At 51.0% G+C, this 26,067-nt stretch carries 24 protein-coding genes, 1 pseudogene and 1 riboswitch; of the genes and pseudogenes, 17 read left to right on the top strand and 8 right to left on the bottom strand.

What is annotated here, in order from left to right:
- Positions 1-576: 576 nt before the first annotated feature.
- Together NSU01_RS31260 and NSU01_RS31255 are read right to left on the bottom strand one after the other, a co-directional pair.
- The gene (locus NSU01_RS31260; RefSeq protein ID WP_042140020.1) at positions 577-2,064 is read right to left on the bottom strand and encodes an amino acid permease; all 1,488 of its coding nucleotides are present in this window, start codon (positions 2,062-2,064) and stop codon (positions 577-579) included.
- A 154-nt stretch (positions 2,065-2,218) separates the two neighbouring features.
- Positions 2,219-2,435, bottom strand: a riboswitch (Lysine riboswitch).
- A 97-nt stretch (positions 2,436-2,532) separates the two neighbouring features.
- A complete protein-coding gene (locus NSU01_RS31255; RefSeq protein ID WP_042140019.1) occupies positions 2,533-3,666 on the bottom strand; it encodes a virulence factor in 1,134 nt (377 codons plus the stop codon).
- 449 nt (positions 3,667-4,115) lie between these two features.
- Between NSU01_RS31255 and NSU01_RS31250 the strand changes: the two genes are divergently transcribed.
- Together NSU01_RS31250 and NSU01_RS31245 are read left to right on the top strand one after the other, a co-directional pair.
- Positions 4,116-5,114, top strand: a complete 999-nt coding sequence (locus tag NSU01_RS31250; RefSeq protein ID WP_042140018.1) for an MBL fold metallo-hydrolase — start codon at positions 4,116-4,118, stop codon at positions 5,112-5,114.
- Positions 5,115-5,379: 265 nt separating this feature from the next.
- Complete coding sequence (locus tag NSU01_RS31245) at positions 5,380-7,005, top strand: ATP-binding cassette domain-containing protein (RefSeq protein ID WP_039309280.1); 1,626 nt, start codon at positions 5,380-5,382, stop codon at positions 7,003-7,005.
- 109 nt (positions 7,006-7,114) lie between these two features.
- Here NSU01_RS31245 and NSU01_RS31240 read toward each other — a convergent pair whose 3' ends face one another.
- Positions 7,115-7,300, bottom strand: a complete 186-nt coding sequence (locus NSU01_RS31240) for a hypothetical protein (protein WP_039309279.1) — start codon at positions 7,298-7,300, stop codon at positions 7,115-7,117.
- 138 nt (positions 7,301-7,438) lie between these two features.
- Here NSU01_RS31240 and NSU01_RS31235 point away from each other — a divergent pair, with 138 nt between their 5' ends.
- The gene (locus tag NSU01_RS31235; RefSeq protein ID WP_042140017.1) at positions 7,439-8,308 is read left to right on the top strand and encodes a cation diffusion facilitator family transporter; all 870 of its coding nucleotides are present in this window, start codon (positions 7,439-7,441) and stop codon (positions 8,306-8,308) included.
- Between the two features lie 211 nt (positions 8,309-8,519).
- Positions 8,520-9,611 (top strand): SH3 domain-containing protein, encoded by a 1,092-nt coding sequence (locus tag NSU01_RS31230; protein ID WP_042140016.1) that lies wholly within the window; start codon positions 8,520-8,522, stop codon positions 9,609-9,611.
- 250 nt (positions 9,612-9,861) lie between these two features.
- On the opposite strand, the gene NSU01_RS31225 is transcribed toward NSU01_RS31230, so the two are convergent.
- Together NSU01_RS31225 and NSU01_RS31220 are read right to left on the bottom strand one after the other, a co-directional pair.
- Positions 9,862-10,266, bottom strand: coding sequence for a hypothetical protein (locus NSU01_RS31225; protein ID WP_042140015.1), 405 nt, complete (start codon positions 10,264-10,266; stop codon positions 9,862-9,864).
- A gap of 318 nt (positions 10,267-10,584) precedes the next feature.
- Positions 10,585-10,752: a DUF1328 domain-containing protein gene (locus NSU01_RS31220; protein ID WP_042140014.1), complete on the bottom strand. Its 168-nt coding sequence runs from the start codon at positions 10,750-10,752 to the stop codon at positions 10,585-10,587.
- A 186-nt stretch (positions 10,753-10,938) separates the two neighbouring features.
- Here NSU01_RS31220 and NSU01_RS31215 point away from each other — a divergent pair, with 186 nt between their 5' ends.
- The 10 genes from NSU01_RS31215 to NSU01_RS31170 all read left to right on the top strand — a co-directional run bounded on the left by NSU01_RS31215 (position 10,939) and on the right by NSU01_RS31170 (position 21,850).
- The gene (locus NSU01_RS31215; RefSeq protein WP_039309267.1) at positions 10,939-11,445 is read left to right on the top strand and encodes a DUF948 domain-containing protein; all 507 of its coding nucleotides are present in this window, start codon (positions 10,939-10,941) and stop codon (positions 11,443-11,445) included.
- A 64-nt stretch (positions 11,446-11,509) separates the two neighbouring features.
- The gene (locus NSU01_RS31210) at positions 11,510-12,046 is read left to right on the top strand and encodes a hypothetical protein (protein WP_076248469.1); all 537 of its coding nucleotides are present in this window, start codon (positions 11,510-11,512) and stop codon (positions 12,044-12,046) included.
- A 91-nt stretch (positions 12,047-12,137) separates the two neighbouring features.
- Positions 12,138-12,485, top strand: coding sequence for a general stress protein (locus tag NSU01_RS31205; protein ID WP_042217668.1), 348 nt, complete (start codon positions 12,138-12,140; stop codon positions 12,483-12,485).
- Between the two features lie 214 nt (positions 12,486-12,699).
- Positions 12,700-13,872, top strand: coding sequence for a fused response regulator/phosphatase (locus NSU01_RS31200; protein ID WP_042140012.1), 1,173 nt, complete (start codon positions 12,700-12,702; stop codon positions 13,870-13,872).
- Entirely contained in the window at positions 13,869-17,537 is a 3,669-nt protein-coding gene (locus NSU01_RS31195) for a response regulator (protein WP_042140011.1), read from the top strand. The genes NSU01_RS31200 and NSU01_RS31195 overlap by 4 nt, the downstream gene beginning before the upstream one ends.
- Before the next feature lie 82 nt (positions 17,538-17,619).
- Positions 17,620-18,489, top strand: a complete 870-nt coding sequence (locus NSU01_RS31190; RefSeq protein WP_042140010.1) for a protein-glutamate O-methyltransferase CheR — start codon at positions 17,620-17,622, stop codon at positions 18,487-18,489.
- 17 nt (positions 18,490-18,506) lie between these two features.
- Positions 18,507-20,177: a response regulator gene (locus tag NSU01_RS31185; RefSeq protein ID WP_076248471.1), complete on the top strand. Its 1,671-nt coding sequence runs from the start codon at positions 18,507-18,509 to the stop codon at positions 20,175-20,177.
- A gap of 96 nt (positions 20,178-20,273) precedes the next feature.
- The gene (locus NSU01_RS31180; protein ID WP_039309255.1) at positions 20,274-20,612 is read left to right on the top strand and encodes an STAS domain-containing protein; all 339 of its coding nucleotides are present in this window, start codon (positions 20,274-20,276) and stop codon (positions 20,610-20,612) included.
- Positions 20,613-20,630: 18 nt separating this feature from the next.
- The gene (gene rsbW / locus NSU01_RS31175; protein WP_042140008.1) at positions 20,631-21,083 is read left to right on the top strand and encodes an anti-sigma B factor RsbW; all 453 of its coding nucleotides are present in this window, start codon (positions 20,631-20,633) and stop codon (positions 21,081-21,083) included.
- Complete coding sequence (locus tag NSU01_RS31170; protein WP_039309251.1) at positions 21,080-21,850, top strand: sigma-70 family RNA polymerase sigma factor; 771 nt, start codon at positions 21,080-21,082, stop codon at positions 21,848-21,850. Before rsbW ends, NSU01_RS31170 begins: the two co-directional genes overlap by 4 nt.
- A gap of 168 nt (positions 21,851-22,018) precedes the next feature.
- Here the strand turns inward: NSU01_RS31170 and NSU01_RS31165 are convergent, their stop codons facing one another.
- Together NSU01_RS31165 and NSU01_RS31160 are read right to left on the bottom strand one after the other, a co-directional pair.
- Positions 22,019-22,351, bottom strand: a complete 333-nt coding sequence (locus NSU01_RS31165; RefSeq protein ID WP_042140007.1) for a DUF5665 domain-containing protein — start codon at positions 22,349-22,351, stop codon at positions 22,019-22,021.
- A gap of 385 nt (positions 22,352-22,736) precedes the next feature.
- Positions 22,737-23,066 (bottom strand): annotated as a pseudogene (locus tag NSU01_RS31160) (YtxH domain-containing protein); the annotation flags it as partial.
- 359 nt (positions 23,067-23,425) lie between these two features.
- Between NSU01_RS31160 and NSU01_RS31155 the strand changes: the two are divergent.
- The gene (locus tag NSU01_RS31155) at positions 23,426-24,145 is read left to right on the top strand and encodes a pirin family protein (protein ID WP_042140006.1); all 720 of its coding nucleotides are present in this window, start codon (positions 23,426-23,428) and stop codon (positions 24,143-24,145) included.
- Between the two features lie 118 nt (positions 24,146-24,263).
- On the opposite strand, the gene NSU01_RS31150 is transcribed toward NSU01_RS31155, so the two are convergent.
- Positions 24,264-24,488: a DUF1128 domain-containing protein gene (locus NSU01_RS31150; protein ID WP_039309247.1), complete on the bottom strand. Its 225-nt coding sequence runs from the start codon at positions 24,486-24,488 to the stop codon at positions 24,264-24,266.
- A gap of 146 nt (positions 24,489-24,634) precedes the next feature.
- On the opposite strand from NSU01_RS31150, the gene yyaC reads away from it, so the two are divergent.
- Both yyaC and NSU01_RS31140 read left to right on the top strand, forming a co-directional pair.
- The gene (gene yyaC / locus NSU01_RS31145; RefSeq protein ID WP_052422112.1) at positions 24,635-25,162 is read left to right on the top strand and encodes a spore protease YyaC; all 528 of its coding nucleotides are present in this window, start codon (positions 24,635-24,637) and stop codon (positions 25,160-25,162) included.
- 88 nt (positions 25,163-25,250) lie between these two features.
- A complete protein-coding gene (locus NSU01_RS31140) occupies positions 25,251-26,036 on the top strand; it encodes an alpha/beta fold hydrolase (RefSeq protein ID WP_042140005.1) in 786 nt (261 codons plus the stop codon).
- Positions 26,037-26,067 lie beyond the last annotated feature (31 nt).

Below are 26,067 nucleotides of genomic sequence, written 5' to 3'. Positions count from 1 at the left end.
GGCGGTATGGAGAAAATAAAGGGATAAATCCCACTAATTCTCCGCTGAAAGTCGGCGGTATGGTGAAATCAAAGGGATAAATCCCACTAATTCCGCCGTACGTTGGCCAAAGGAGGGAATAAAGAGCATAAGTGCCCTTGAATTCCCCGAATGCGAGCTAAAGGAGCAAATGAGGAGCATTAGTGCCCTTGAATTCCCCGAATGCGAGCAAAAGGAGCAAATGAGGAGCATTAGTGCCCTTGAATTCCCCGAATGTGAGCCAAAGGAGCAAATGAGGAGCATTAGTGCCCTTGAATTCCCCGGATGCGAGCTGAAGGAGCAAATGAGGAGCATTAGAGCCCTTAAATTCCCCGAATGTGAGCTAAAGGAGCAAATGAGGAGCAGGTCGTACAAGCCCTCAGCTTGCTTTACCCGTAAGGGTAATTTTGTTCAAATATAAGAAATTATATGTTTAACATGATCCACTTAACCTTCTATTTCTCGCTGAAACGGCTACGCTATCCTTTTAAAGGACGGCGTAGCCGTTTCCAATTGTTGTATATAGGCTTGGTACTTGATTATATGACCTGCAAAGAGTTACTCTGCGTGAGTGCTCAGATCACATTTGTCCAGCGGGACAATGCTGCTCTTGCGGAACCAGCCGTAGCCCAGCCAGATCAGAAGGAACAGAGGTACGCTGACATAAGAGACCAGAATGCCGTACCAGTCGATTTTGGAACCGGTGAAGGCGCCCATGTTCTGGCCAAATACGGCCACCATGCAGAGGGCGAAGGCAAACAGCGGACCAAACGGGAACCATTTCGCCCGGTAAGGCAGTTCATCCAGCGAATGCCCCTGCTTGACGAAGGCGCGGCGGAAGCGGTAATGACAGACGGCAATCCCTAGCCAGTTGATGAAGCCGCACATCCCGGAGGCATTCAGCAGCCAGTTGTAAACTGCGCCGTCTCCGAAGAAGGAGGCGAGGAAGGCCAGCATGCCGACAGCTGTGGTCACGAGCAGCGCGCCTACAGGCACGCCTCTGCGGTTCAGCTTGCCGAGGGCACGCGGAGCCATGCCGTCCTTCGCCATGGCGTACAGGACACGTGTAGAGGCATACATCCCGGAATTCCCGGCAGACAGCACGGAGCTGAGGATGACGGCGTTCATTACGGAAGCGGCAATTGCCAGTCCGGCTTTGTTAAAGACGATCGTGAACGGGCTGACACCGATATCATCAATCCCGCCGCGGAGCAGATCGGGATTGGTATAAGGAATCAGCAGACCGATTACGAGAATGGCGAAGATATAGAAGATCAGGATGCGCCAGAATACCTGGCGGATGGCTACCGGTACATTCTTGCGGGGATTCTCACTCTCGCCCGCAGCGACCCCGACCAGCTCCGTCCCCTGGAAGGAGAATCCGGCGGCCATGAAGACACCGACGAAGGCGAAGAAGCCGCCGTGGAACGAGCTGCCTCCCAGCTGGAAGTTGCTGAGCCCCACCGCCTTGCCGCCCATAATACCGAAGATCATAAGGACACCGACAACGAGGAAGACAATGACGGTGATAATCTTAATGATGGCAAACCAATATTCTGACTCGCCGTAACCGCGCGAGGAGAGGAAGTTCAGGCCGAACATGATCAGCAGGAACAACAGGCTCCAGAGCATGGAAGGGCTGTCCGGGAACCAGTATTTAATAATGACGGTAGCAGCTGACAGCTCCGCTGCTATCGTTACCGCCCAGTTGTACCAGAAGTTCCAGCCGATGGCGAAGCCGAAGGCGGGGCTGACAAACCGGGTTCCGTACGTGCTGAAAGAACCGGAATCCGGCAAATAGGTAGCCAGCTCACCGAGGCTGGTCATCAGGAAATAGACCATGATGCCGACTGCGGTATAGGCAAGCAGTGCTCCGCCCGGACCGGAGGAGGCGATCGCACCGCCGCTGGCCAGGAACAGCCCGGTTCCGATGGAACCGCCCAGGGCGATCATGGTCAGATGTCTTGCTTTGAATGTTTTGCGCAGGCCCGGAGTACTGGCGTTACCCGCCTGTAATGCCGGCTGCTTCTCTTGCTTCGCTTGCATGAATAGGACACTCCCTTTAAGTTGTTGGTTCGGTTCACAGCGGGGAGTTGCTGCAGCCTGCTTGGCCCTGTGTCTTCTGCTTAGCGTTATGCACACAAAAAAACCGCAGACGGACGCTGCGGTTTCCTGATTATAGGCTCCGCATCATACTCCCTGTTAAGATAGCGCAACACGGTGCAATTCCCGCAGTTTCCTGGCAGGCATATACACGGTGACAGTTCCGCGCCTTTCGGCTGACGGCCCCAATCTGGGCTGCTAAACTAAGAGCAGCAGCCCGGATTTCGGCGGATATTCCTTTCGGCGCGTATCATAGATGGCTCTTAGGCATCTCCACGCGCGTACTCTTTATATCCGCGACCTCTACCTCATCCTAGGTATGATGAGGCTATCTTGTAACGATATGAACAACAGGAATCAGTATAATGCAACTTGGCCTCGCAGGCAATGACAAAATACGGCAGGTTGACGTCAGGTCCGCCGGCGCTCCGACATCTGCTGCCAGACGGTGCCCGCGGCCTCTTCGCCGGACAGAATCCGCTCCAGCGCCATCTTGGCCTGCAGCCCGACCTCGAATTCAGGATCCTCGGCCGCAATGCTCAGGGCTTCCTGGGCTTCGGCCGTGCCGACCTCATACAGGAAGCGTGCCGCCCGCCAGCGCACCAGCTTGCTGGCGTCACGCAGCGACGCCGTCATCACCGGCGTCGCTGCCGGGTCGCCGATGTCGGACAGTGTGTCGCCGGCGGTGCGCCGGACGGCGGGGGCGCTGTCCTGCATCGCCTCATAGAGCAGCTCCATCGCCCCTGGCGTGCGGATGTCGCCAAGGTACACGACCGCCAATCTGCGGATATGCAGCTTGGGGTCGTGCAGCGCCGTGCGCAGCTCCGGCAGGAGCTGCTCGCTCGGCGCCAGATCCTCCAGCGCGGCGTAGCGTACGCGCCAGTCCTCATCATGCAGGTCCCGCAGCAGCTCGGCCTGCTCTTTCTTGTGCCGCTGCTCGACGAACTCGCCGGCAGCCCCGTGCGCGATCGCCTGCTGCACGAGGGAGTCGAGGCGTTCCTGCGGATACGCCGCCTCCAGCTCCTGCTCGACCTCGCGCGCAATGTCCGGCGGCTCGCCGTAACGTACGCCGTAATCGGTGAGCTTACGCTCCTTGATCAGCACGGCGCTGGCCACATCGGTCACCGCCTGCGTGAAGCGACTCGACAAGGCGATGCGCTCCTCCTTCGCGCCGGTTTTGACGCGGATCTGAATCGGGATCGCGCGGAACATCTGCACGAACACCTGGGCTTCCCCGAAATGGGCGCCGGCGTTCTCATCCTCCAGGCTGAAATCGGCGGCGAGGCCGTCCGCGCCGAAGCGGTTCTGGACCTCGCGGAGAATAGCGGCCCAATCGGCACTGCCCTTGCGTTCCAGGGCCGCGAAATCGGCAGCGTGATAGATACTGGTGACGCCCGGAATTTCCAGCATATCCTGCGCCCAGGAAGGGGCAGAGCGCCGGCTTTCCGGCGTGTAGGTCCGGCGGATGCCGGGTTCCAGACTTTCGTCCAGGTGAAGCTTCATCGTATTTGGACTCGGAGTCGGTTCAATAAAGGTAATCTTCATACGTCAGCTCCTCTTTGATAAGTGGCATAAGCACCGTGCGCTTTACCCGCATTTTACATCATTTCAGCGGTGGAACACAAAAGGGCAGAGGTCTGAACCCGCTAAAATTTAAAATATTAGGACAGATAAGAGATACATAAGTTAATAACTTCCAGCCCACTCGTTACTGCGGTGTACATTTGGACTTCCGGCCGCTGTTGTCTCCGGATTTCCTGATTCATAACCGCTGTCAGCGTTAGATTTGTTAATCTTCTATTTCACACTGACGTTTCCGTTTGGGCCGAATGGGTAACATTTGTAAGGAGTGGCATTACACATCGGCACACTCTTGTACGCACCTGCACACCTCTGTGATTTTGCAAATGGCTCTGCGGAACCCTATAGTTAGAGTATCTGATTTGCCGCACCAGAGAGATCCGGCAGAGCGGTTATAAGGAGTGGTTTCAACCATGGCTAAAATACGCTATAACAACATCGATAATGTAAGTACCGATAAAACGCTTAAGGAATTCCGCCAATGGCGCGAGGAACGCCGCCGGAAGAAGAAGGATTATACCTATAAGGTGCCGAATCATCCGCCGCAACTCAGTTATCTGGCCGGAAACCGGCTGGAAACAACGATTACGTGGATCGGGCACTCCACTTTTTTTCTGCAATATGAAGGGCTTAATATCATTACGGACCCGATCTGGGCGCGCAGACTGGGGTTTGAGAAGCGGATCGGGCAGCCGGGGATCCCCCTCGGCGATATTCCGCCGATAGACCTTATCCTGATTTCCCATTCCCATTATGATCATCTGCACATCGCTTCCATCCGCAAATTGTACCGGGCAGGGACGACGACCCTTGTGGTCCCGGAAGGACTGAAGCGCAAAATGCTACGTAAAGGGTTCACGGACTGCCTGGAGATGCAGTGGTGGCAGGAGCTTACGCTCGGTGCCGTCAAGCTGACCTTTGTCCCGACCCAGCACTGGACCCGGCGGACACCGTTTGATACGAATTCCTCGCACTGGGGCGGTTATGTGATTCAGCCGGCGGACCCGCAGAAGCATCCGGAGGGCGAAGAGGGCAAGGGGCAGCGCAAGCTTCCGCCGAATCTGTATTTTGCCGGAGACAGCGGCTTCTTCCCGGGCTTCAAGGAGATCGGCAGCCGCTTTAAGCTGCATGTCGCACTGATGCCAATCGGGGCCTATGAACCGGAGTGGTTCATGAACTCCCAGCATGTGAATCCCGAGGAGGCTGTACAGGCGTTCCTGGATGTAGGGGCAGAGCTCATGATTCCGATGCATTTCGGGACGTTCCGGCTGGCTGATGATACCGCGCGCGAAGCACTGGACCGGATGGAGCTGGCGCGTGTGGCACAAGGGATCAGTGAGGAACGTATCCGTACATTAGGTTATGGGGAGACACTGGTGGTGCATCCCGAAGAGCGCCCGCCCGGACAATAACTGCCGGCGGCTGACCGGGAGAAGTCCCGCATAACCCTTCTACTAAAAATATAAGAAATTATATGTTTCACACGATAACTTATCCTTCTATTTCTCGCTGAAACGGTGCCTTCCTTAAAAGGACGGCAAAGTTGTTTCCACTTGATAAGATATTTGCCCGGAAAAGGGCAAAGATGCCCCTTAAAGGGCTACAATTACGGGCCATTTGCCTTGATTTTATGCTATAATGAGCCGGAACCCTAAGTGAAAAGGATGGTAATGCTTAATGATTAGCACAAGCGGCGTAACACTCCGCTACGGAAAACGCGCACTATTTGAGGACGTAAACATAAAATTCACACCCGGCAACTGCTATGGTCTGATCGGCGCGAACGGCGCCGGCAAATCGACCTTTCTAAAGATCCTGTCCGGAGAGATCGAAGCCAACATCGGCGATGTGCATATTACACCCGGTGAACGTCTGGCTATACTGAAACAGAACCATTTCGAGTATGACGAATTCCTGGTACTGGAAACGGTAATTATGGGCCATACCCGCCTTTATGAGATCATGAAGGAGAAGGATTCCCTGTATGCCAAGAGCGACTTCACGGAAGCTGACGGCCTTCGCGCCGGTGAGCTGGAAGGCGAATTCGCTGAACTGAACGGCTGGGATGCAGAGCCGGATGCTGCTGCAATGCTGATCGGACTTGGTATTATGCGCGAAATGCATGACAAGAAAATGGCCGAACTCAGCGGCAACGAAAAGGTCCGGGTACTCCTGGCGCAAGCCCTGTTCGGACGTCCGAACAACCTGCTGCTCGATGAGCCTACCAACCATTTGGATCTTGAATCCATCGGCTGGCTGGAGAACTTCCTCATGGACTACGAAGGCACCGTTATCGTGGTATCCCATGACCGTCACTTCCTGAACAAGGTCTGCACGCATATTGCGGATATCGATTTCGGCAAAATCCAGATGTACGTCGGCAACTACGACTTCTGGTACGAGTCCAGCCAACTGGCCCAGGCCCTGCAGCGCGACTCGAACAAGAAGAAGGAAGACAAGATGAAGGAACTGCAAGCCTTTATCCAGCGCTTCTCGGCTAATGCTTCCAAATCGAAACAGGCTACTTCCCGTAAGAAGCAGCTGGAGAAGATTACACTGGACGATATCCGTCCCTCCAACCGTAAATATCCGTTCCTGAACTTCAAGCCTGAACGTGAAGCCGGCAAACAGCTGCTTACGGTCAGCGGACTGAGCAAGTCGGTTGACGGTGAGCAGCTGCTGGATGAAGTCAGCTTTGTCGTGAACAAGGGCGATAAGATTGCCTTTGTGGGTCCATACTCCCAGCCGAAATCACTGCTGTTCGATGTCCTTATGGGCGAGAAGGAAGCGGATGCCGGTGAATATACTTGGGGCGTTACAACAACCCAGGCTTATTTCCCTAAGGACAACTCGAGTTATTTCGACGGTGTGAATATGAACCTGGTAGAATGGCTGCGCCAGTATTCCAAGGATCAGGATGAAACTTTCCTGCGCGGATTCCTGGGCCGGATGCTGTTTGCCGGTGAAGAAGCACTGAAGAAGGCGAGTGTACTGTCCGGGGGCGAGAAGGTCCGCTGCATGCTGGCCAAGATGATGCTGAACGGGGCGAATGTGCTCGTGTTCGATGAGCCAACCAACCACTTGGATCTGGAATCAATCACAGCGCTCAATAACGGCCTGATTGACTTTGACGGCACCATCCTGTTCACTTCCCATGACCATCAGTTCATCCAGACAATCGCCAACCGCATTATTGAAATTACACCGGCTGGTGTCATCGACCGCTCGATGAGCTATGATGAATATCTGGAGAATCCGGAAATTAAGGAAATGCGTGCACGCATGTATCCTGTAGAGGCTTAAGAACTAGATATAGGTAGGATGAACGGTAATGAGTTCATACGAAAACGGCTGCGTCGTCCCGGAAGGGATAACGCAGCCGTTTATGTTCACATATAAGAGTGTAAGAAGCCTAAGATCCGCCTGTACGACGGCGCTGATTGTTTGGCTTCTTATTGTTCTGGCTTTTCAGCGGCTTCGCGGAACCGGCTTGAAAAGTTGAACCCGGTTTACCCGAAGCATGCTGTTTCTTCTGTTCAAGCTTCTGGCGGATCGCCTCGGCCAAATTAATTTTTGGTTTATCATTGTTCTCGCTCATTATGTTAACCCCCTTAGGCAGCAAGTCCTTTTCCTTATTCTAATTGTTTTTAAATGCTGCCACAAGGGCAAGAATAACTCAAAGAAAGTTTTCCTGTATTTATGTGACAAGGATGGAGATTGACAGGGGGTAGCTGGGATGTCCGATATTTATGAAGATATACGCAAAGGAGAAAAAGGCGCGCTGGTCAGTATTGTCGCTTATCTGGTTTTGTCAGCTTTCAAGCTGGTCTGCGGCTACTTGTTCGCTTCCAGCGCTCTCCTGGCAGACGGCTTTAACAATCTGACCGATATTGTGGCTTCACTGGCCGTGCTGATTGGTCTGCGCATCTCGCGGAAGCCGCCGGATTCAGACCATACCTACGGGCATTTCCGGGCCGAGACGGTCGCTGCGCTGATGGCTTCTTTTATCATGGCAATGGTCGGCATTCAGGTTATTGTGGAAGCGGTGCGATCCTTGTTTGAAGGAGCGAAGGCAACGCCGCAGCTCTGGTCGGCGGGAGTTGCCCTGGTGTGTGCCGTAGCCATGATGGGGGTATATATATATAACAAGCGTTTGGCGAAGCAGATTAACAACAATGCGCTGATGGCTGCAGCCAAGGATAATTTCTCGGATGCCATGGTTAGTATCGGAGCTGCAATAGGTATTGTTGGAGCACAGTTCGGCCTTCCCTGGATCGATTCCGCAGCCGCTGTTGCTGTAGGACTGCTGATCTCCAAGACGGCCTGGGATATATTCCGCGACTCCACTTACCGGCTGACTGACGGCTTTGACGAAGATAAACTGCTTGATCTGCGCAGCACCATTGCCCGGACACCGGGAGTGGAGGGCATCAAGGATTTGAAAGCCCGGGTTCATGGCAATCATGTGCTGGTTGATGTAGTGGTACAAGTGAATGCACAGATGACGGTAATGGAGGGCCATGCCATCAGTGACTCCATCGAAGAGCGGATGAGTAAGCTGCATAACATCATGAATGTGCAGGTTCACGTCGAACCCAAGGATTAACATTCCTTAATTTCTCCTAGTTAGCTGTAATTTCCACCAAATCCAAGGAGAAATCGTGACTATAGACCTGGGTGTTACCATAAGATGGAAAGGTTTTTTGTGAAATTTGGAGCATGTTCCAAATCCCGGGCAAGCCTATAATGAGGGCAGAAAGCAACAAACGTAGCGCGCGCCGTTGTTGAATTCTCAATACGCTAAGCGGGGGAACGCTATGATCGTATCACATAAGAAACTGACAGCATCGTTATTGGTCTCGGCAACACTTGCACTATCCTTGGGAGTGTTAAGTCCTCAGCAGTCCTTCGCCGCATCGGCTTCTGCCAATTCGTCTTTGGCTGCGTCGGCGGTACAGACAGGTATAATTCAATCCTCGGTGCGGCTGCGCACGACTCCATCTACCAGCGGTAAGGTATTGAAGTACCTCAGTAAGGGAGATCAGGTAACAATTCTGGAAGCGACGAACAGCTATTGGTACAAAGTCAGAACTGCAGACGGCGAGATCGGTTATACCAGTGCGGGAGACCAATACATCAGTGTGATTACGGCTCCTGTGGCTACACCTGCAGTACAAACAGCAGTCATCCAGTCCACAGTCCGCCTTCGGGAGACACCTTCCACAAGCGGTAAAGTGCTGGGTTACCTATACAAGAATGACCAGGTAACAATCCTGGAAGAGACCAATAGCTATTGGTACAAAGTAAGAGCAGCTAACGGTACAACCGGATATACAAGCTCTGCGGATCAATATATTGAAGCAACGGCGGCACCTGCTCCTGCGCCTGTTCCGACACCAATACCGACACCGGTGCCAACACCGATACCGACACCTGCACCTACGCCAGTTCCTACGGCTCCGCCGCAGGCTGCTGTGATTGAAAGTGTAATAGCCGCAGGCATGGGCTACCTCGGTACACCGTATGAGTACGGGTCCAGCCGGAATGATACCAGCACGTTCGACTGCTCGGATTTCATCCGCCAGATTTTCATGGATGCAGCGAATTTGAAGCTGCCTGCCGACTCCCGGCAGCAGGGAGACTGGGTGAAGCAGAATAGTAATGTAATAACGGACATTGCTGGGTTGAAACGCGGTGATTTGATGTTCTTCATGGATTATAAGGGAAGCTCGGCTTCCGCCTATGCGGGGATCGACAAGTCTGCAGCAAGAATTACGCATGTAGCGATGTATTTGGGAGACGGGCAGTTGTTACAGACGTATTCCGTATCTTCCGGCGGCGTTAGAGTAGACAAATTAAGCGCTTCTTGGATGAACCGTTTCCTTTATGGAGGCTCGGTCATCCGCTAATATAACAATAGATGTAGAGAGCATGAAGCGGCAGTAGTACAAGTTTGTGACGGGTGAACTAACTAGGGCAGATGTTTTGTGGGGTTATCCTTTCAGTAGATTCTTCTACTGAAAGGATAACCCCTTTTCCGTTTATACACAGCAAAAAGGCCGTCAGGACTAACGTCCATGGGCCTCTTGAGTATACCAACTGCGAAGTCATAGCAAAGGTAGCACATCAGCTGTTATGACTTCGCTTATCGTTAAGTATTTATGGAGTAATTACATAAGCGGAAGCAGGAACCTTGAGCCAAGCTTTGCCCAGCCAAGTATATACTTCTCTCCACTCATTGCCCCAAGTGTCGGTCATGATTACACCTGTTGTATCGACAGTCTGCGCACCCAGCCAGCCGATAGGAGCCATGCTGCCCACGGAAAGGTGGAAAGCAGTGATCTTGGTCAGGATAATCTGAGGAGTCGCTAGTTTGATGTCTGCTGGAGTGATTACAGTGTCGAATGGCTCCAGGTATGTACTTCCGGTTACAGACACTGCTGCATCAGAAGTAGGTGTAGTGGTAGTAGTAGTAGTAGTACCTGTTACTTCAGCAGCAGAAGCGGTTGCTGCTATGGAAGCCATAAGACCCATTGCTACTGTTAAGCTGGCTAATTTTTTCATCGATGATTCCTCCTGATTTTGGTTTAGTAGTGTACTTTAACATGTTCGTGCTGTGCTAATAAGCATGTAAACATAAAGTGTATGTAATGAACCAGACATCGGAATGAAATATTTTAATTTTGTTTTATGCCGGGGCGGCCTTGTATTTATGATTCAGAGGGCAAGTGACAACCTGAGAGGAAAGGCCTATACTTTCTGAAGGGTGAATAGGATATATCAAGCGGGAATAAGTTGCATAAATAGAAATAAGCCCGGGGCTTCTCGTGGAAGCCTCAGGCTCTACAGCAATGCTTGGGTTGCAGTTAGCGGAATGAATGACTACATTGATCTTCCTCTGCGTCCCATAAAGAGCGAAACAATGAAGAGAACGAGGAAGATGTAGAACAATACTTTGGCAATACCTACAGCGGCTGCCACGATATTGAAGAAACCGAAGATACCGGCAATCAGAGCAACTACCAGCAGAATTACTGACCATCTTAACATGAGATGTCATCCTTTCTGTGTGGTGATGTAGTCATTGTTTAAACGGTGCCTATCATTTTGAAACAAACAGAAGGGGATGGTCTTTAAGGCGCTTGACAATTTGTTTCGGCCTAATTCCGTAAGGGTAACTATGCAGTAACAGGCAGAGCAAACGACATTATAAGACATTCGGAAGGGGTTATGGAAATGATCATTGAACTTAGCGTAGCACTAGTTGCTGTTGCATTCGCAGTCCTCGTATTCTTCTTAATTAAAACCTTGAAATCAGCGAAGGAATCCCTCGACAAGGTCAGTCAGACTCTGCAGGAAGTGCAAAAGACCATTGATGAGCTTACGTATGAAGTGAAAACAACGGTCAGACATGCCAACGATATCACTGCCGATGTTCAGGGCAAAATTCAGAAGATTGATCCTATTGTCGATTCTGTGAAGAACCTCGGTGATGTAATGAATGAACTGACACTGACCGTGAAGCAGGTATCGGTAACCGTCATTGAGAAATTCCGCAAATCACGTGAACTGAAGGATAAGGCCAAATCCGTATCTATTGCAGAAGTTCCGCTTACTCCGTCCGAAGAAAGAACGATTCAATCCTACGAAGCGGTAAACGAAAGCAAGTCCAAGGGTAAAATAGCAACAGCGCTTAAGGGCGTGGATGCTGCAGCCGCCATCTGGCAGAAGTTCCGCCATTAATCAGGTTAAGTAGCGCAGGGTTCAGGCCAAGGGCAATTACAGCTTATGAGAGGCGGGAGTTTATATGAAAATCGTTATTCTTTTGCTTAGTCTGCTTTCTCCCTTTATCACCATTCCGCCGCAAGCTGAGACTGTCCCTGCCGCTTCTTCGGCAACCGTGCAACCGCCGGTAAGGCTCGCATTCGAGCATAGTGTCAATACAGTTCCCTACATAAGCAGTTTCGAGTCTCTGGCGGGGGTTACCCTGTATATGCCGGAAGAAGCGCTGCTGCAGACCAAAGGTATCCCGCCTGAGATTACTCCGGACCCTTGGGGAGATTGCCTTGAATATCAATATGCTGACGTCTCCGCCGGTGTTTGTGAGGGTGTTGTCCTCTATGTACATGCTTCACCTTCCCAGGCAGAACAATTCGGCCTGAATCTTAACGGTCAGGAGCTGAATCCGGTAACTTCCAGCCTGCAGGAGACATTAGGGGCCCCGGATTTTGAAGCCGAGGACGGCAATGTATATATAAGAGGAAGTGCAGCGCTCAAAGTCTACCGCAATATGAACACTGGACAATGGGAGGGTATTGATTTATTTGACGGAAATTCTTTCTGAGGCTGTTTCAAGGGCGGCAATTCAGGTTAATGAATGCTCAGTCATCTTTTACCTGCGTTGCCCTCTTAAACAATACAAGGAGAGTGATTTCATGGATTCAATCGGTACTCAGGCATATGCCAAGTTGCTGGAGAATGGTGTTCAGGCGATAGAAGAAGTGAATCGGCTGCGTAGCAGCGGTTATACAAGAGATGACCTCTACGTGATCAGTCACGATGAAGACCGTGAAGGCCGTATCGTGGATGCTGCAGACGTGAATGAGGTCGGGCTTAGCGAAGAAGGATTATTTGGTGCGATTGCTAACCTTTTCCGTTCACGCGGCGATGCTCTCCGGTTCAAGATTACTTCGCTCGGCTTCAGTGCGGCGGAAGCGGCATTTTATGAGAAGGAGCTCGATCTGGGCAAAGTTCTCGTTATCGCCAAAAGAAATCCGAAATAATTGCCGGTCAGCTTTCTGTGACCTCTATAGTCCAATAGCGTAACCTCCAGCCCCACTACAAGCAGTGGGGCTGGAGGTTACTTTGTTGAAGACGAGGGCCTGATTCTCTTCCAATATCTTGATATATGGAAACAGGCCGTTCAAATATCGTATGATAGAGTGATAGAATTACAGGTTTTACGGTCCTAATACTATTCGTGTGAGGTGAGGGAGCTTGAGAATTTTAATCGTAGATGACAATCCGACCAATGTAATCATTATCCGTGAAATCCTGAAAAAAGAAGATTACCGGAATTTTATAACGGCTTCGTCCGCTAAAGATATGTTGAAGCTGCTCGGTGTGGGTTCTGGCAGTGATGAGAAGCGACCTAAGCAGTCGGATATCGATTTGATACTGCTGGATATGATGATGCCGGAGATGGACGGGATTGAGGCATGCCGTGTGGTTCAGCAATATGAGCATCTGAAGGACATTCCCATTATTATGGTCACCGCTGTGGGAGATTCCAAGAAGCTCGCAGAAGCACTGGATGCAGGTGCCGTAGATTATGTTACGAAACCGATTAACAAGGTGGAGCTGATGGCCCGCATCCGTCTGGCCCTGCGGCTGAAACGCGAGAAGGATTGGCATAAGGAGCGGGATCAGCGCATCCAGGATGAGCTGAAGCTGGCTGCCTTAGTGCAGAATGCAGTACTCAGCTTGCCGCTTACCGAGGAAACGTTTGAGGTGCATGCCATTTATCAGCCGTCCTTTGAGCTGGCCGGTGACTTATACGCCTGGTATCCGCTGGGTGACGGGCGTTATGCTGTCATTCTGCTGGATATGATGGGACACGGGATTTCTTCATCGCTGTTCTGTATGTTCCTGGCCTCGGTATTGAAGGATACCGTGACTACCTATGTGGAGCCGGAGAAGGTTATTCAAGAACTCAACAGGCGTTTCAACCAGCTCTATATTGAGAAGCAGCTGGTCCAGTATTACTTCACGGCAATCTATCTTGTCATTGATACACGGATGAAGCGGATTGATTATGTGAATGCCGGACATCCGCCGGCGCTGCTCTTCGAAGGAGAGGCCAAGACCCCGGTTCTGCTGGAGAGCAACTGCCACCCGGTCGGGCTGTTTGACCGGATTGATATCCAGCCGCAGAGCCTCAGCTATGAGGAAGAAGGACATCTGGTGCTGTTTACAGACGGCTTGCTGGAGATGGTCCAGGGAGAGCAGGCAGAACAGCTCGAATTCATGATCGGGCATTTGAATGCCGGTCATGACTGGCAGGAAGAAGTTATGCGCACTGCTTTCCTGAATGAGCCTGTGAATCAGGAGCGCGATGACGACAAGTGTCTGGTATGGATTTCGCTGAAGAAAGGGACAGATAGGGAATGAAAATAAAGGCTAAACTGCTAATCGGCTTCAGTGCCATGCTGGCCATTATGCTGGCTCTTACCATGATCGGGTATGACCGGCTACATTATATGAGCGGACAGCTTGACAGCTTCCAGGAGAGATACAGCAAAGGCCGCTCCTCTTCAGGGCTTCGCGGTGAAGTGAATGATATGGCACGGATTTTAACCACCTCGATGCTTAACGCGGATACACTCTCTGTGGATGCCCAGAAGGCGGAAATTAACAGCAAGGTGCTCAAAGCCGAGGATCATCTGAAGAATATACAGGACTCCATGAAGACCACAGAAGAATTACAGCTGTTATCGCGGATTGAGGCTTCTTATTCTGCGTATAAGAATTATCAGAATAAAGTGCTGGAGATGCTGACTGCCGGGTACTTCCAGAATGCCAATACTTACCGTAATACAGAAGGACAAGATATCCAGAACGAGGTGCTGAACAGTCTGAACGCACTTTCCGATTATAATGCCTTCCGGATGACCGATGAGACCGCCAAAGCCAAGGAGGCCTCCGAGCGTTCGATTCAGATGGTAACCCTGATTATGATTGTGGGACTGCTGCTGGGGCTTGGGGTGATCCTGTGGGTTATCCCGAGTATTACGCGCGGTCTGAGTGTCGTATCCATGATGATTACCAGCTTTGGTAACGGCAAGATGCGGGCGATCCGGCGGATCAAGGTCAAATCCAAAGATGAGATTGGTGATGTAGCCCGCGTGTTCCAGCAGATGGCTGAGGATATTGAGCAGAAACAGCAGCTTGAGAAATCCTATGCCCAGGCGCAGAGTGATCAGGCTTGGCTGAATGCGAACATAGCCCGGGTAACGGAGCTGCTGCGCGGAGTCAGTTCACTGGATCAGGTATCGCAGACTTTTATCAGTGAGTTCACACCTGTGCTGGGAGCCCAGTACGGTGCTGTATATTTGAAGGATCAGAATAATCCGAACCTGCTGGTCAGCAGCGCTTTCTATGCCGGTGAGGAAGGCATCAAACCGAAGGAGAGCTTCGAGATCGGTCAGGGGCTGGTCGGGCAGAGTGCCTTGGACAAGCTGCCGATCAAGCTGACAGAGGCACCGGATAACTATATTTCCGTTTCCTCCGGATTCGGGGAATCGCATCCGGGTTACATTTCCATCCATCCGCTTTTATTTGAAGATGAGCTTATGGGGGTAGTGGAATTCGCTTCCTTTACTCCTTTCTCGGTGCTGCAGAATGAGCTGCTTCATCAGCTATCGAATAATTTGGGTATCATTCTGAATAATATCAGCCGCAGGCTTGTCGTTGAAGAGCTGCTGCGGGAATCGCAGGCGCTCACAGAAGAGCTGCAATGCCAGTCAGAGGAACTGCAGACCCAGCAGGAAGAACTCCGCCGTTCCAACGAGAATCTTGAGGAACAGACAGATGCGCTGAAGCGTTCCGAGGAGCTGCTGCAGCGCCAGCAGGGAGAGCTGGAGCATTATAATACGGAACTGGTCGCCAAGACCCATGCGCTGCAGGAGCAGGTGCAGGAGGTCGAAGAGAAGAAGGATGAGATTGAGCAGGCCCGCGTCCAGCTTGAGAAGCAGGCGATGCAGCTTGCGGTGACCAGCAAATACAAATCTGAGTTCCTGGCGAATATGTCCCATGAGCTGCGGACGCCGCTGAACAGCCTGTTAATCCTGTCTCAGCTTCTTACGGAGAATAAAGAAGGGAATCTGAGCGACAAGCAGGTGGAATTCGCCCATACCATCTATATGTCAGGTGCGGACCTGCTCAAGATGATAGATGAGATCCTCGATTTGTCCAAGGTGGATGCCGGCAAAATGGAGCTCAATTACGAAGAGATTCCGCTTACGGAGCTAAAGACCTTCGTGAAGCAGAACTTTGCGCCGTTGGCCAGTAAGAAGGGGCTGTCGCTGCGCTTATCCTTCGAAGAGCCGCTGCCGGACCATGTGTTCACGGACAGCCACAGACTGAAGCAGGTGCTCCGCAATCTCTTGTCCAATGCGTTCAAATTTACCAGCGAAGGACATGTGGAGTTCTCCGTCAGCCGGGCGGACACCAAGCAGCTGCCTTCCTATCTGCCGCATGAATTTGAATACATTGCACTGTCCGTCAAGGATAGCGGAATCGGCATCCCGTCTGACAAGATGGATATTGTCTTTGAGGCTTTCCAGCAGGTCGACGGGACAACCAGCCGCAAGTATGGGGGCACAGGTCTAGGTCTGTCGATCAGCCGCGAGCTGGCCCGTCTGATGGGCGGGGCAATTGGACTGGAATCGCGCGAAGGACAAGGAAGCATCTTCACCTTGTACCTGCCGGTCAAAGGGAATTACAGCCTGCTGCCGGGAGTGGCAGAAGCAGCCGCTGCACGGGATGCGGCGACGCTTGAAGAATACCGGGACGAACGTTCATGGGATGAAACCGGCGATGTGACCCCTACGCCCCTCGTGCCGGTTATTGTTGAGGACGACCGCGAATCGCTGACCGCCGGCGACAAGGTTCTGCTCATTATCGAGGATGACGAGAGCTTTGCCAAGATACTGCTCGGCATGGCCCGCGGCCGCGGCTTCAAGGGACTGGTGGCTCTTCAGGGAGATACCGGCCTGCAGATGGCCAAGACCTATTTGCCTGACGCGATTATTCTCGATATCCAGCTGCCCGTCATGGACGGCTGGTCCATACTCAGGGAACTTAAGGGTGCATCCCAGACCCGGCATATCCCTGTGCATGTGATTTCCGTGAACGATGAGATTAAGCAGGGCCTCATGATGGGCGCGATGGCCTACCTAAGAAAGCCTTCTTCCCGCGAAGCGCTGGACCGGGCATTCTCGCAGATTGAGAACTACACCGCCAGCACACTTAAGCATCTGCTCATTGTAGAAGATGATGATATCCAGCGCCGATCCATCATGGAGCTTATCGGGCATGATGATGTAGCCATTACTGCGGTTTCCACCGGCCATGAAGCCCTGGGCGAGCTGCGCAAGCAGAGGTACGACTGTATGGTCCTCGATCTTATGCTGGAGGATATGACCGGGTTCGAGCTGCTGGATCAGATCCGGGACGATGAAGAGCTGAATGATCTGCCGATCATTATTTACACCGGTAAAGATCTGGACAGCAAAGAAGAGACACAGCTGCGTAAATATGCGGAATCGATCATTATCAAGGATGTCCGCTCGCCGGAACGGCTGCTGGATGAAACTACGCTGTTCCTGCACCGGGTAGAGGCTAATCTTCCGGAAGATAAGCGTAAAATTCTGCAAAAGCTGCACAATAAAGAAGAATTGTTCGACGGCAAAAAAATATTGCTCGTTGATGATGATATCCGAAACGTCTTTGCCCTCTCCAGTGTTCTCGAAGGGTATCACATGGAAGTGAAGTTCGCCGAGAATGGGCGGGAGGCCATAGATATGCTGGTGGAGCAGACGGATTATGATCTGGTGCTTATGGATATGATGATGCCGGAAATGGACGGCTATGAAGCGATGCGCCGTATCCGGCAAATGCCGCAGTACCAGAAATTGCCGATTATTGCACTTACGGCCAAGGCGATGAAGGAGGACCGGGCGAAGTGTATTGAGGCCGGAGCGTCCGATTATATGAAGAAACCGATCAGTACAGATCAGCTTCTTTCCTTAATGCGTGTCTGGTTGTATTCGTAAGGGCGATTTCGGGGTAATAGCTATACAGTACCATTTGGAACGAGTCCGGAAATAAGGCTTAGGCAAGGGAGTATTGATAACAATGACAGCTATGGATCGCGGATATGAGGAGCAGGCTATTCAGGCAGGGAGCAAACAGGAGCTTGAACAGATTGAAATTGAGCTGCTTCTTAGCGGGGTACACCGTCTATATGGATATGACTTCAGGAATTATGCGCTGCCTTCATTGAAACGGCGTATCTGGCATCATGTCCATGCCGAGAATGTGCCCAGCATATCCGCCCTGCAGGAGAAAGTGCTGCATGACCGTGCCTGCTTTGAACGGTTTGTATACAGTCTTTCGATCCCTGTAACGGAAATGTTCCGTGATCCGGGACTCTTCCTGACCTTCAGGCAGAAGGTGGTCCCCCTGCTGCGGACCTATCCGTATATCCGGATCTGGCATGCCGGCTGTTCCACAGGCGAAGAGGTATATTCCATGGCTATTATGCTGCATGAGGAAGGGCTTTACGACAAGGCACGGATTTATGCAACGGATATGAACGCCCGTTCCCTGCAGCAGGCCAAAGAAGGCGTGTATGAGATCGGGAAGATGAAGCAATATACCAAGAATTATCTGGAGGCGGGCGGTACACGCGCGTTCTCGGAATACTACACTGCAAAGTATAATTCAGTGATTCTGCAGCCTTACTTGCGCAAGAATATTATTTTTGCCGAGCATAATCTGGCGACAGACACTTCATTTAATGAATTTAATGTTATTTTTTGCCGCAACGTAATGATCTATTTCAACGATGAGCTCCGCGATCATGTTCATGGCTTATTCCACGAAAGTCTCAGCCGGTTTGGAGTGCTGGTCCTTGGTTCCAAGGAATCCATTCATTTCACGAAATACAGTGACAGCTACGAAGCTTTGGACAGGGTGGAAAAAATATACCGCAAGAATAAGTAGCGGGTAAGGAGGGGCCTATGGGGGTTCAGGAACCGATTCATATACTGCTGGTTGACGACCGTCCCGAGAATCTGCTGGCACTGGAAGCAGTGCTTGAGAGTCAGCATTACAAGCTTGTCAAAGCCAATTCTGGTGAAGAAGCACTGCGGTGCTTATTAAGATATGAATTTGCAGTTATCGTACTGGACGTGCAGATGCCGGGTATGGACGGAATCGAAACCGCCAAATTAATCAAAGCCAGAGAGAAAACCAAGGATATTCCGATCATATTTATCTCTGCCAACAGCAAGGAGGCGGAGCATCTGTTCGCGGGTTATTCTGCCGGTGCCATTGATTATATGGTCAAACCATTTATTCCACAGATCCTGAAGTCCAAGATCGAAGGCTTTGTTAACATGTATCTGACCAGCAAGAAGCAGCAGCTTCAGTCTATGCTGCTGCAGCAGAAGACGCAGGAACTCGAGCGGATTAACGGGGAACTGGTCAAAGCCAAGGAAGAGGCGGAAATTGCCGCTAATGCCAAGACCGAATTCCTCGCGATGATGAGCCATGAGATCCGTACGCCGATGAACGGGGTAGTAGGCATGATCGATCTTCTGATGGAGACGGAGCTTGCTCCTGAGCAGAAGGAATATACGGAGATTATCCGCAAAAGTGCGGATACCCTGATTACGGTCATTAACGATATCCTTGATTTCACCAAGATGGAATCAGGCAAAATGGAAATGGAAGAGCAGTTGTTTGAGCTACAAACCACCATCCAAGAGGTGTTTAGCTTATTTTCTGCCGAAGCAGGCAAAAAGAATCTGGAGCTGGCTTATTTCATCGACCAGAAGCTGCCCAAGCTCATTTACGGGGATATGGCCCGTTTGCGCCAGGTATTAATTAATCTGGTGGCCAATGCGGTCAAATTTACCAACCAGGGCGGCGTATATTTGGTTGCGTCCAGCGTGCCTACAGCTGATAATAAACTGGTAGTGGAATTTACAGTGAAAGATACAGGCATTGGAATTTCACCGGAGAAATGTGACCGGCTGTTCCAGCCCTTCTCTCAGCTTGATTCATCCATGACCCGCAAATACGGAGGGACAGGCCTGGGGCTCGCCATCTGTAAGTCGCTTGTTGGGATGATGGGCGGAGATATCCGTGTGGAGTCGATGGAAGAGAAGGGAGCTACATTCGTATTCACGATACAGGTAGCTGTCCCGGAGGATGAACTGGCAGGCAGCTGCCAGGAGGAACAGAGTGCGGGGAAAGTGGTTGACCGGCATTGGCGCAGCAAGGTGCTTGTCGTGGATGACCATCCGATCAACCAGCGACTGATGGTAAGCATGCTGGACAAGCTTGGCTATAATGCCGAGGTTGCCGAGGATGGCAGCCAGGCTGTAGAGATGGCCCGGAACTCTGCTTACGATTTTATATTCATGGATCTGCAGATGCCGGTGATGGACGGGCTGACAGCAACCTCCAGGATTCGCGAGGACAGCGGCGGTTCCCCGGACAAGACCATTATTATTGCCATGACTGCGAATGTCATGGAGGGCATCCAGAATCGCTGCACCGCTGCCGGAATGGACGGCTATATCAGTAAACCGCTCAAGCTAAGCAGCATCCAGCAGATTATTTCCCGGTATTCTGTCAAGGATAACCCCGCTGCCCAGCGGAATGCCTCACTTTTTAATGCATGATCCAGTAATTACCACAGCCGTTAAGTCCCCATTGTTGTTTCAACAGTGTTCCATTAGGGTTATTGGTAAAGAAAACATTTATCAGGAGAGTTGTCTATGAATACACATAAAAGCGAAAAGTTCCACGCAAAAACCGAAACAGAAGGCACAGTATGCACCGTTTATCTGATTGGAGAGCTCGATTTGTCTGTGGCTCCTGATTTCCGTCTGGTCATGGAACCCCTAGTGGGAGATACGGGACTTGATCTCGTGATTAATCTTAAGGATTTGAGATACATTGACAGCACAGGCATCGGGATTTTGTTGTCGATTCTCAAAGCAAGACACGGAATGGAAGTTAAATTTGCCGTTGAGGAAGTTCCTCCACAAATACAGAAATTGTTTGATATGACCGGCATTTCCAAGTTTTTTGCCCCCCAAGAGAATTCCCACTAGGAAAGGATCGAACTAAGGATGAGTGATGACGTGCAAAGAGTAGTTCTTCAGTTACCCGCCAGTGCAGAATATGTCGATATCGTCAGACTTAATTTATATGGCATTGCCTCTAAGATGGGTTTCACTTACGAAGATATTGAGGATATGAAGGTAGCAGTCTCGGAAGCCTGTAACAACTCCGTGCTTTATGCTTACGGGCAGGAAGACGGTTTGGTTGATGTAATCTTTGAAGTAGGATCAAGTGCTTTGTCCATTACTGTCAAAGATGAGGGGGAGAGCTTTGACGGTTTGGATTCGTCCGATGAACGTATGACGCTGCATGACAAGGAGCTGAATGATGTTCAGGTGGGCGGACTGGGATTTTATTTAATGCAGGCGCTTATGGATGACGTTAGCGTCGTTAGCGAAGCAGGGAAAGGGACAGTCGTTACCCTGACTAAGCGGCTTAATTACAGCGAGGAGAAAGTATGAACGACAAAGTGACTCCCCCAGAGTCCATGAATGAAGCAGTAAGCCTGATCTGGGAATACCAGCAGACGAAAGACAATGAAATAGCTACAGTGCTCATCCGTAAATACGAGCCCATGGTGAAGATGGCAGCCGGCAAAATTGCCCGTAACCGTCCGGATCTCTATGAAGATCTGTATCAAGTGGGACAAATGGCGCTGATCCGGCTGTTGCAGCAGTATGATATTAGTCTGGGGATACCTTTTGAGCCCTATGCTATGAAAAGCATGATCGGACATATGAAGAATTTCCTGCGTGATAAATCCTGGTACATACAGGTTCCAAGACGGATCAAAGAAAAAGGCGCACTTGTACAGCAGGCCATTGATGAACTTACCATTCGATTGGAACGTTCCCCTGCGGTGGAAGAAATTGCCCATTATCTGGATCTTACCGTGGAAGAAACTGTAGAAGTACTGGCCGGCAGGGAATGTTATCATTATGTCTCCCTGGATTCACCGCTCTCACAGGAAGAGACGGGTGCTACACTCGGCGAATTGATCAGCTCTGACGCCAATGACTATGAGACTGTGGAGAAACGTATGGATCTCCAGCAGGCTCTGGGACAGCTGAAGGAGCAGGAACAGCAGGTGCTGCTGCTGGCCTTCCAGGATGGCCAGTCACAGCGTGCCATCGCCCAGAAGCTTGGGGTATCGCAGATGAGTGTTTCCCGCATACAGAAGCGTGCTACCGAGAAGCTGAAGCAGATTATGGCTAACTCCTCTTATTAAGCTTAAGAAGTATGCCTTTATATTGAATAGCAGGACAAGCCCTTCCCCGCCGGGATAGGGCTTGTTTTGCTGTAGGCAGGAATAATCTCCCGTAGTTCCACGAGCAACACCCCTCCTGCAGTCTATTCTGGCGGAGTAGGCTGCAGGAGGGGTGAGCGGGAAATTCACTTAGCTGTTGGCATCAATATACTTTTTGATTTCTCCAAGATATTCCCCGATAACCGGCACATCAAGAAACAAACTAAGAATATAGCCCAATAAACCGAGGATCACGAACGTACCAAGGGAAAGCCCCAGGCCTCTGGATACGCCGGCCATCAGATTGGTAATGATCCGCTTCTTGGGGTCCGTATAATTCTCCAGAATATCCTTGAATTCTGATTTTTCGAGTGAATCTGCGATTTTGTCGAGCCGTGCATTCAAGCGTTTGACCTCATGCCGCAGCTCGAAGGGATGCTCATCAACTTCATAAGCTTTAGTTCTGGTGTCCGCTTCTCCCATAAGGCGTACCTGCTTTCTATAGCCTGGAACAGGCTTTATTGAGAATATGAGGGTATAATCCATTTCGGCTTAGTGTGGGCCTATAAGCCTAAAAAAGGCATGCATAAATAGAGAGCAGCCAGCTACGGCGAGCTGGCTGCTCTCTTGTACTGCCTAAAAAGGCCGTATATCGCCGTTTTTAATAATTGGACTTGTAAGAGGATTTAACTTCCTCTTTAGCATCCTTAGCTTCATCAGCTATGTCTTTGGAAGCATCTTTAGCCTTGTCGGCTACCTCTTTAGAGGAGTCTTTAGCTTCATCCGTGACATCCTTGGAAGCGTCTTTAACGTCACCAGCCACATCCTTGGAGGCTTCGCTTACAGTTTCACCAATCTTCTTGCCTGTTTCCGACAATGTAGCAGCAATTTGTTGTTTGCTGTCGCTGACCGTTGTGAAGATGTCGGAGGCTTTAGCAGATACTGTACCTGCCAGATCGGTTGCTTTTTCGCTGACTGTAGTTGCCAGCGTTTTGGTCTTGTCTGTTACGGCTCCTGCAACCTCTTTGGTTTTGTCAGTGGCAATCGAGAGCTTGTCCGACAAATCACTGCGCATTTCACGACCGGGTTTCGGTGCGAACAACAGTGCCGCCGCAGCCCCAAGCAGACCGCCTATGAAAATTCCCTTGAAAAATGTGCCGCCGCTTTCTACTGGATATTCCGTTTCTGCCTTGTTCATCACCAATCACTCCTCATTAGATTATTATGATTTGAACTCCGGCTGCTATGCTGCCTGCCGTCATTCAAATTCAGGATAGCCTGAAGTATCTTACTTCGTATATAAACGTAGGGGTATATACTGAAACAGTTGGTGAGCATGGGAAAGATTGCCGGAGTATAGGGGAGCATCCCGGCAATAAAGGGTCTTTTCTATATATAAACGGCCACATTTACGGCTTTACAAACGGTTGATTGATGAAGAAAGGAAGGGGGTAAGAGATACTAAATCACAGCGCCTATATACATCTCATATAAGGAGCATTTATCCCCTGTTTAAGATATGGTGAAAGTTCCAACATCTATGGAGGTGCAAAGTTTATGATTAAAGTAGTCACATCAGCAGAGCGTCATACTTCGAATAGAGAATGGATACACAGTGAATTCAGCTTTTCTTTTGCCGATTACGATGACCCCAGCAATGCCCACTTTGGCGCACTGCTGGCCCATAACGACAATGAATTGAAGCCGGAGCAAGGCATGCATGAGCATCCGCATCATGATCTGGAGATTATTACTTATGTAGTTTCCGGAGTCCTGAAGCATCAGGATGATCTCGGTAATCATGCGGATCTGCAGGCCGGAAGTGTACAGATGATGAGCGCGGGTACAGGCATCAATCATTCGGAGACGAATCCGTCCCTAAGCTCGAATGTCCGTTTCTTGCAAATCTGGCTGCTGCCGGACCGTCCGGGAATGACGCCGAGGTGGGACGCAAGATTCTTTCCGGACGAGCTTAAGCTGAACAACCTGCTTCCGGTGGCTTCCGGATCAGCGGACAAGGGAGCGCTTAAGCTGGGCGAGGATGTTACGGTCTATTTGTCCCTTCTGCAGACGAACCGGGAGCTGCATTACCCGCAGCAAGAGGAGCGGCGCACTCATATTTATCTGATTTCCGGGAATCTGGAGATTAGCTGCTCAGACGGCGTGTTTCAGCTTCAGCAGGGAGATGCGGCGCGTATCCGCAAGAGCTGTGATCTGACGATTAAAGGGACAAGCAATGGCGGAGATGCAGAGTTCATCCTGATTGATCTGCCGTAAATGCCGGGTGCAGACCTGCCTATACTCGAGCATCAACGCACAAAAGCCCTTCAGCTTCCCTGTCCATTCCTGCGGACGGGTCGGAGAGAAGGGCTTTTATCATGCCAATTTGACCGGTTTATTTCTTGCGCAAGCGTCCAAGCTCAGAGACAAGCGCCTCCACCTGTGAGATGCTGAGCCTGTCGCTGCCCATGGCAACCTCATAAATATCCTGAATATCCTCATAATGCTCCACCGAAAAAGCCGAGGCCTGCATAGCCGCAGCACTGGCCATTTTCAGCTTGTTTTTGATACCCTCGATCATATACTCAACATTTTCCTGGCTTGGTTTCGATAAATCCATGGGGTATAACAGTCCTCCCTAAGTGATAGTTCAAGTATTTTATCATGTTTGGACAGTGAAAGACCATTTTTTTGTCTGGATCACAGAAAACATGTTAAATTAGAGGGAATAATTCGCAGGCAATGGAATGAGGGGGAGAGAAGTCTTTGGCAATCAGAGAAGAAGAGAGCAGGAAACGCCGCAAAATGGATGCTGACGGGCTGGCTTCTTTCTTCCGGGAGATCGCCGCCTTGCATCCGGCAGAGCAGCTGACCTTTCTGTGCATCGGAACGGACCGCTCCACTGGTGATGCTCTGGGGCCGCTGACAGGCAGCCGTCTGCTGGAATATGGTTTCCCCCATGTTACCGGTACGCTGCCGGCACCATGCGATGCGGATAATCTGATCCGGCGGATAGCAGAGATTCCGGAAGGGCAGATTATTATCGCTGTGGATGCCTGCCTGGGGCCGCCCGCTGCGCTCGGGTATTACTTCGCGGCTGCGGAGCCGCTTCGTCCGGCACAGTCTGTCGGGCTATTGCTGCCCGCAGTCGGAAACTACAGTCTGGCAGCGATTGTCGATGTGAACAGTCCCCGGCCTTACCGTACGCTGCAGACCACGCCGCTGCACCGGGTGATCGTTATGGCCGACCAGATTGCCCGTGCTGCCGCCCAGGGTTTCGGGCTCCCGGGCTGAGAGCGTTTCAAAGGTACCTGATCTAGCTTAATAATAAAGACAAGCCGCGGTCTTCAACCGGATACTACATAGAAAGAAGGAAGCAGCCATGGAAAATGTTCGATGCGAAGGAAACAACATTTGTTACAGTGATCAAGGTAAAGGTGATGTCATTGTTCTGCTGCATGGATTCTGCGGGAGCTCGGAATACTTTGAGAAGGTTATTCCTGGCCTAATCGCCAATTACCGGGTCATTGCCCCTGATTTGCGCGGACACGGATCTTCAGATGCTCCGCTCGGAGCCTACACGATCGAACAGATGGCCGATGATGTTCTTTCACTGCTGAATGCCCTGGAGATTCCTGAGTGTTATTTGCTTGGACATTCCCTGGGAGGCTACATTACGTTGTCGTTTGCCCAGCGCCATGCCTCCAGGCTGAAGGGCTTCGGACTGATTCATTCCTCCGGTTATCCGGATAGTGAGGAAGCCAAGGAGAACCGGCTGAAGAGCGTCAGCATGATCCAGAATGAAGGGATCTTTGCTTTTGTAGATCAGCTGGTGCCCGGACTCTTTGCTTCCGGAGCAGCTCCGCAGCTGCTGGAACGTGCCAAGGAGATCGGCTATAAGACCCCGCCGCAAGGCGCGGTAGGCGCGGCCATGGCTATGCGTGAGCGCCCGGACCGGCGTGATGTGATCTCGGCAACAGCGCTGCCGGTGCTGCTGGTAGCCGGAGCGGAGGATTCGAAGGTGACTCCAGAACGGACCTTCACCTCGGATAATCCGAATATTACCAAGGTGACGATAGCAGGAGTGGGCCACATGAGCATGTTTGAAGCTCCGGAGCATTTGTCGCAGATTATCAAGGATTTTGTACACACGCCTGTGCAGAAGTAATTCATTTAGCACACAAAGAGGCAGCACCCGC

This window comes from Paenibacillus sp. FSL H8-0259, from assembly GCF_037963255.1.
Taxonomy (GTDB): Bacteria; Bacillota; Bacilli; order Paenibacillales; family Paenibacillaceae; genus Paenibacillus_AQ; species Paenibacillus_AQ phytohabitans.
Note: the sequence above shows the minus strand (reverse complement) of the source record. Positions and strands in the feature narration are given on the sequence as shown.

Coding starts and splice junctions, on each gene's coding strand:
- NSU01_RS31245 (WP_039309280.1), top strand. CDS start 5,380: ATGATTAGCACAAGCGGCGTAACACTCCGCTACGGAAAACGCGCACTA.
- NSU01_RS31260 (WP_042140020.1), bottom strand. CDS start 2,064: ATGCAAGCGAAGCAAGAGAAGCAGCCGGCATTACAGGCGGGTAACGCC.
- NSU01_RS31215 (WP_039309267.1), top strand. CDS start 10,939: ATGATCATTGAACTTAGCGTAGCACTAGTTGCTGTTGCATTCGCAGTC.
- NSU01_RS31185 (WP_076248471.1), top strand. CDS start 18,507: ATGGGGGTTCAGGAACCGATTCATATACTGCTGGTTGACGACCGTCCC.
- NSU01_RS31190 (WP_042140010.1), top strand. CDS start 17,620: ATGACAGCTATGGATCGCGGATATGAGGAGCAGGCTATTCAGGCAGGG.
- rsbW (WP_042140008.1), top strand. CDS start 20,631: ATGAGTGATGACGTGCAAAGAGTAGTTCTTCAGTTACCCGCCAGTGCA.
- NSU01_RS31210 (WP_076248469.1), top strand. CDS start 11,510: ATGAAAATCGTTATTCTTTTGCTTAGTCTGCTTTCTCCCTTTATCACC.
- NSU01_RS31225 (WP_042140015.1), bottom strand. CDS start 10,266: ATGAAAAAATTAGCCAGCTTAACAGTAGCAATGGGTCTTATGGCTTCC.
- NSU01_RS31255 (WP_042140019.1), bottom strand. CDS start 3,666: ATGAAGATTACCTTTATTGAACCGACTCCGAGTCCAAATACGATGAAG.
- NSU01_RS31240 (WP_039309279.1), bottom strand. CDS start 7,300: ATGAGCGAGAACAATGATAAACCAAAAATTAATTTGGCCGAGGCGATC.
- NSU01_RS31150 (WP_039309247.1), bottom strand. CDS start 24,488: ATGGATTTATCGAAACCAAGCCAGGAAAATGTTGAGTATATGATCGAG.
- NSU01_RS31205 (WP_042217668.1), top strand. CDS start 12,138: ATGGATTCAATCGGTACTCAGGCATATGCCAAGTTGCTGGAGAATGGT.
- NSU01_RS31195 (WP_042140011.1), top strand. CDS start 13,869: ATGAAAATAAAGGCTAAACTGCTAATCGGCTTCAGTGCCATGCTGGCC.
- NSU01_RS31250 (WP_042140018.1), top strand. CDS start 4,116: ATGGCTAAAATACGCTATAACAACATCGATAATGTAAGTACCGATAAA.
- NSU01_RS31155 (WP_042140006.1), top strand. CDS start 23,426: ATGATTAAAGTAGTCACATCAGCAGAGCGTCATACTTCGAATAGAGAA.
- NSU01_RS31180 (WP_039309255.1), top strand. CDS start 20,274: ATGAATACACATAAAAGCGAAAAGTTCCACGCAAAAACCGAAACAGAA.
- NSU01_RS31235 (WP_042140017.1), top strand. CDS start 7,439: ATGTCCGATATTTATGAAGATATACGCAAAGGAGAAAAAGGCGCGCTG.
- NSU01_RS31220 (WP_042140014.1), bottom strand. CDS start 10,752: ATGTTAAGATGGTCAGTAATTCTGCTGGTAGTTGCTCTGATTGCCGGT.
- NSU01_RS31140 (WP_042140005.1), top strand. CDS start 25,251: ATGGAAAATGTTCGATGCGAAGGAAACAACATTTGTTACAGTGATCAA.
- NSU01_RS31165 (WP_042140007.1), bottom strand. CDS start 22,351: ATGGGAGAAGCGGACACCAGAACTAAAGCTTATGAAGTTGATGAGCAT.
- NSU01_RS31170 (WP_039309251.1), top strand. CDS start 21,080: ATGAACGACAAAGTGACTCCCCCAGAGTCCATGAATGAAGCAGTAAGC.
- NSU01_RS31230 (WP_042140016.1), top strand. CDS start 8,520: ATGATCGTATCACATAAGAAACTGACAGCATCGTTATTGGTCTCGGCA.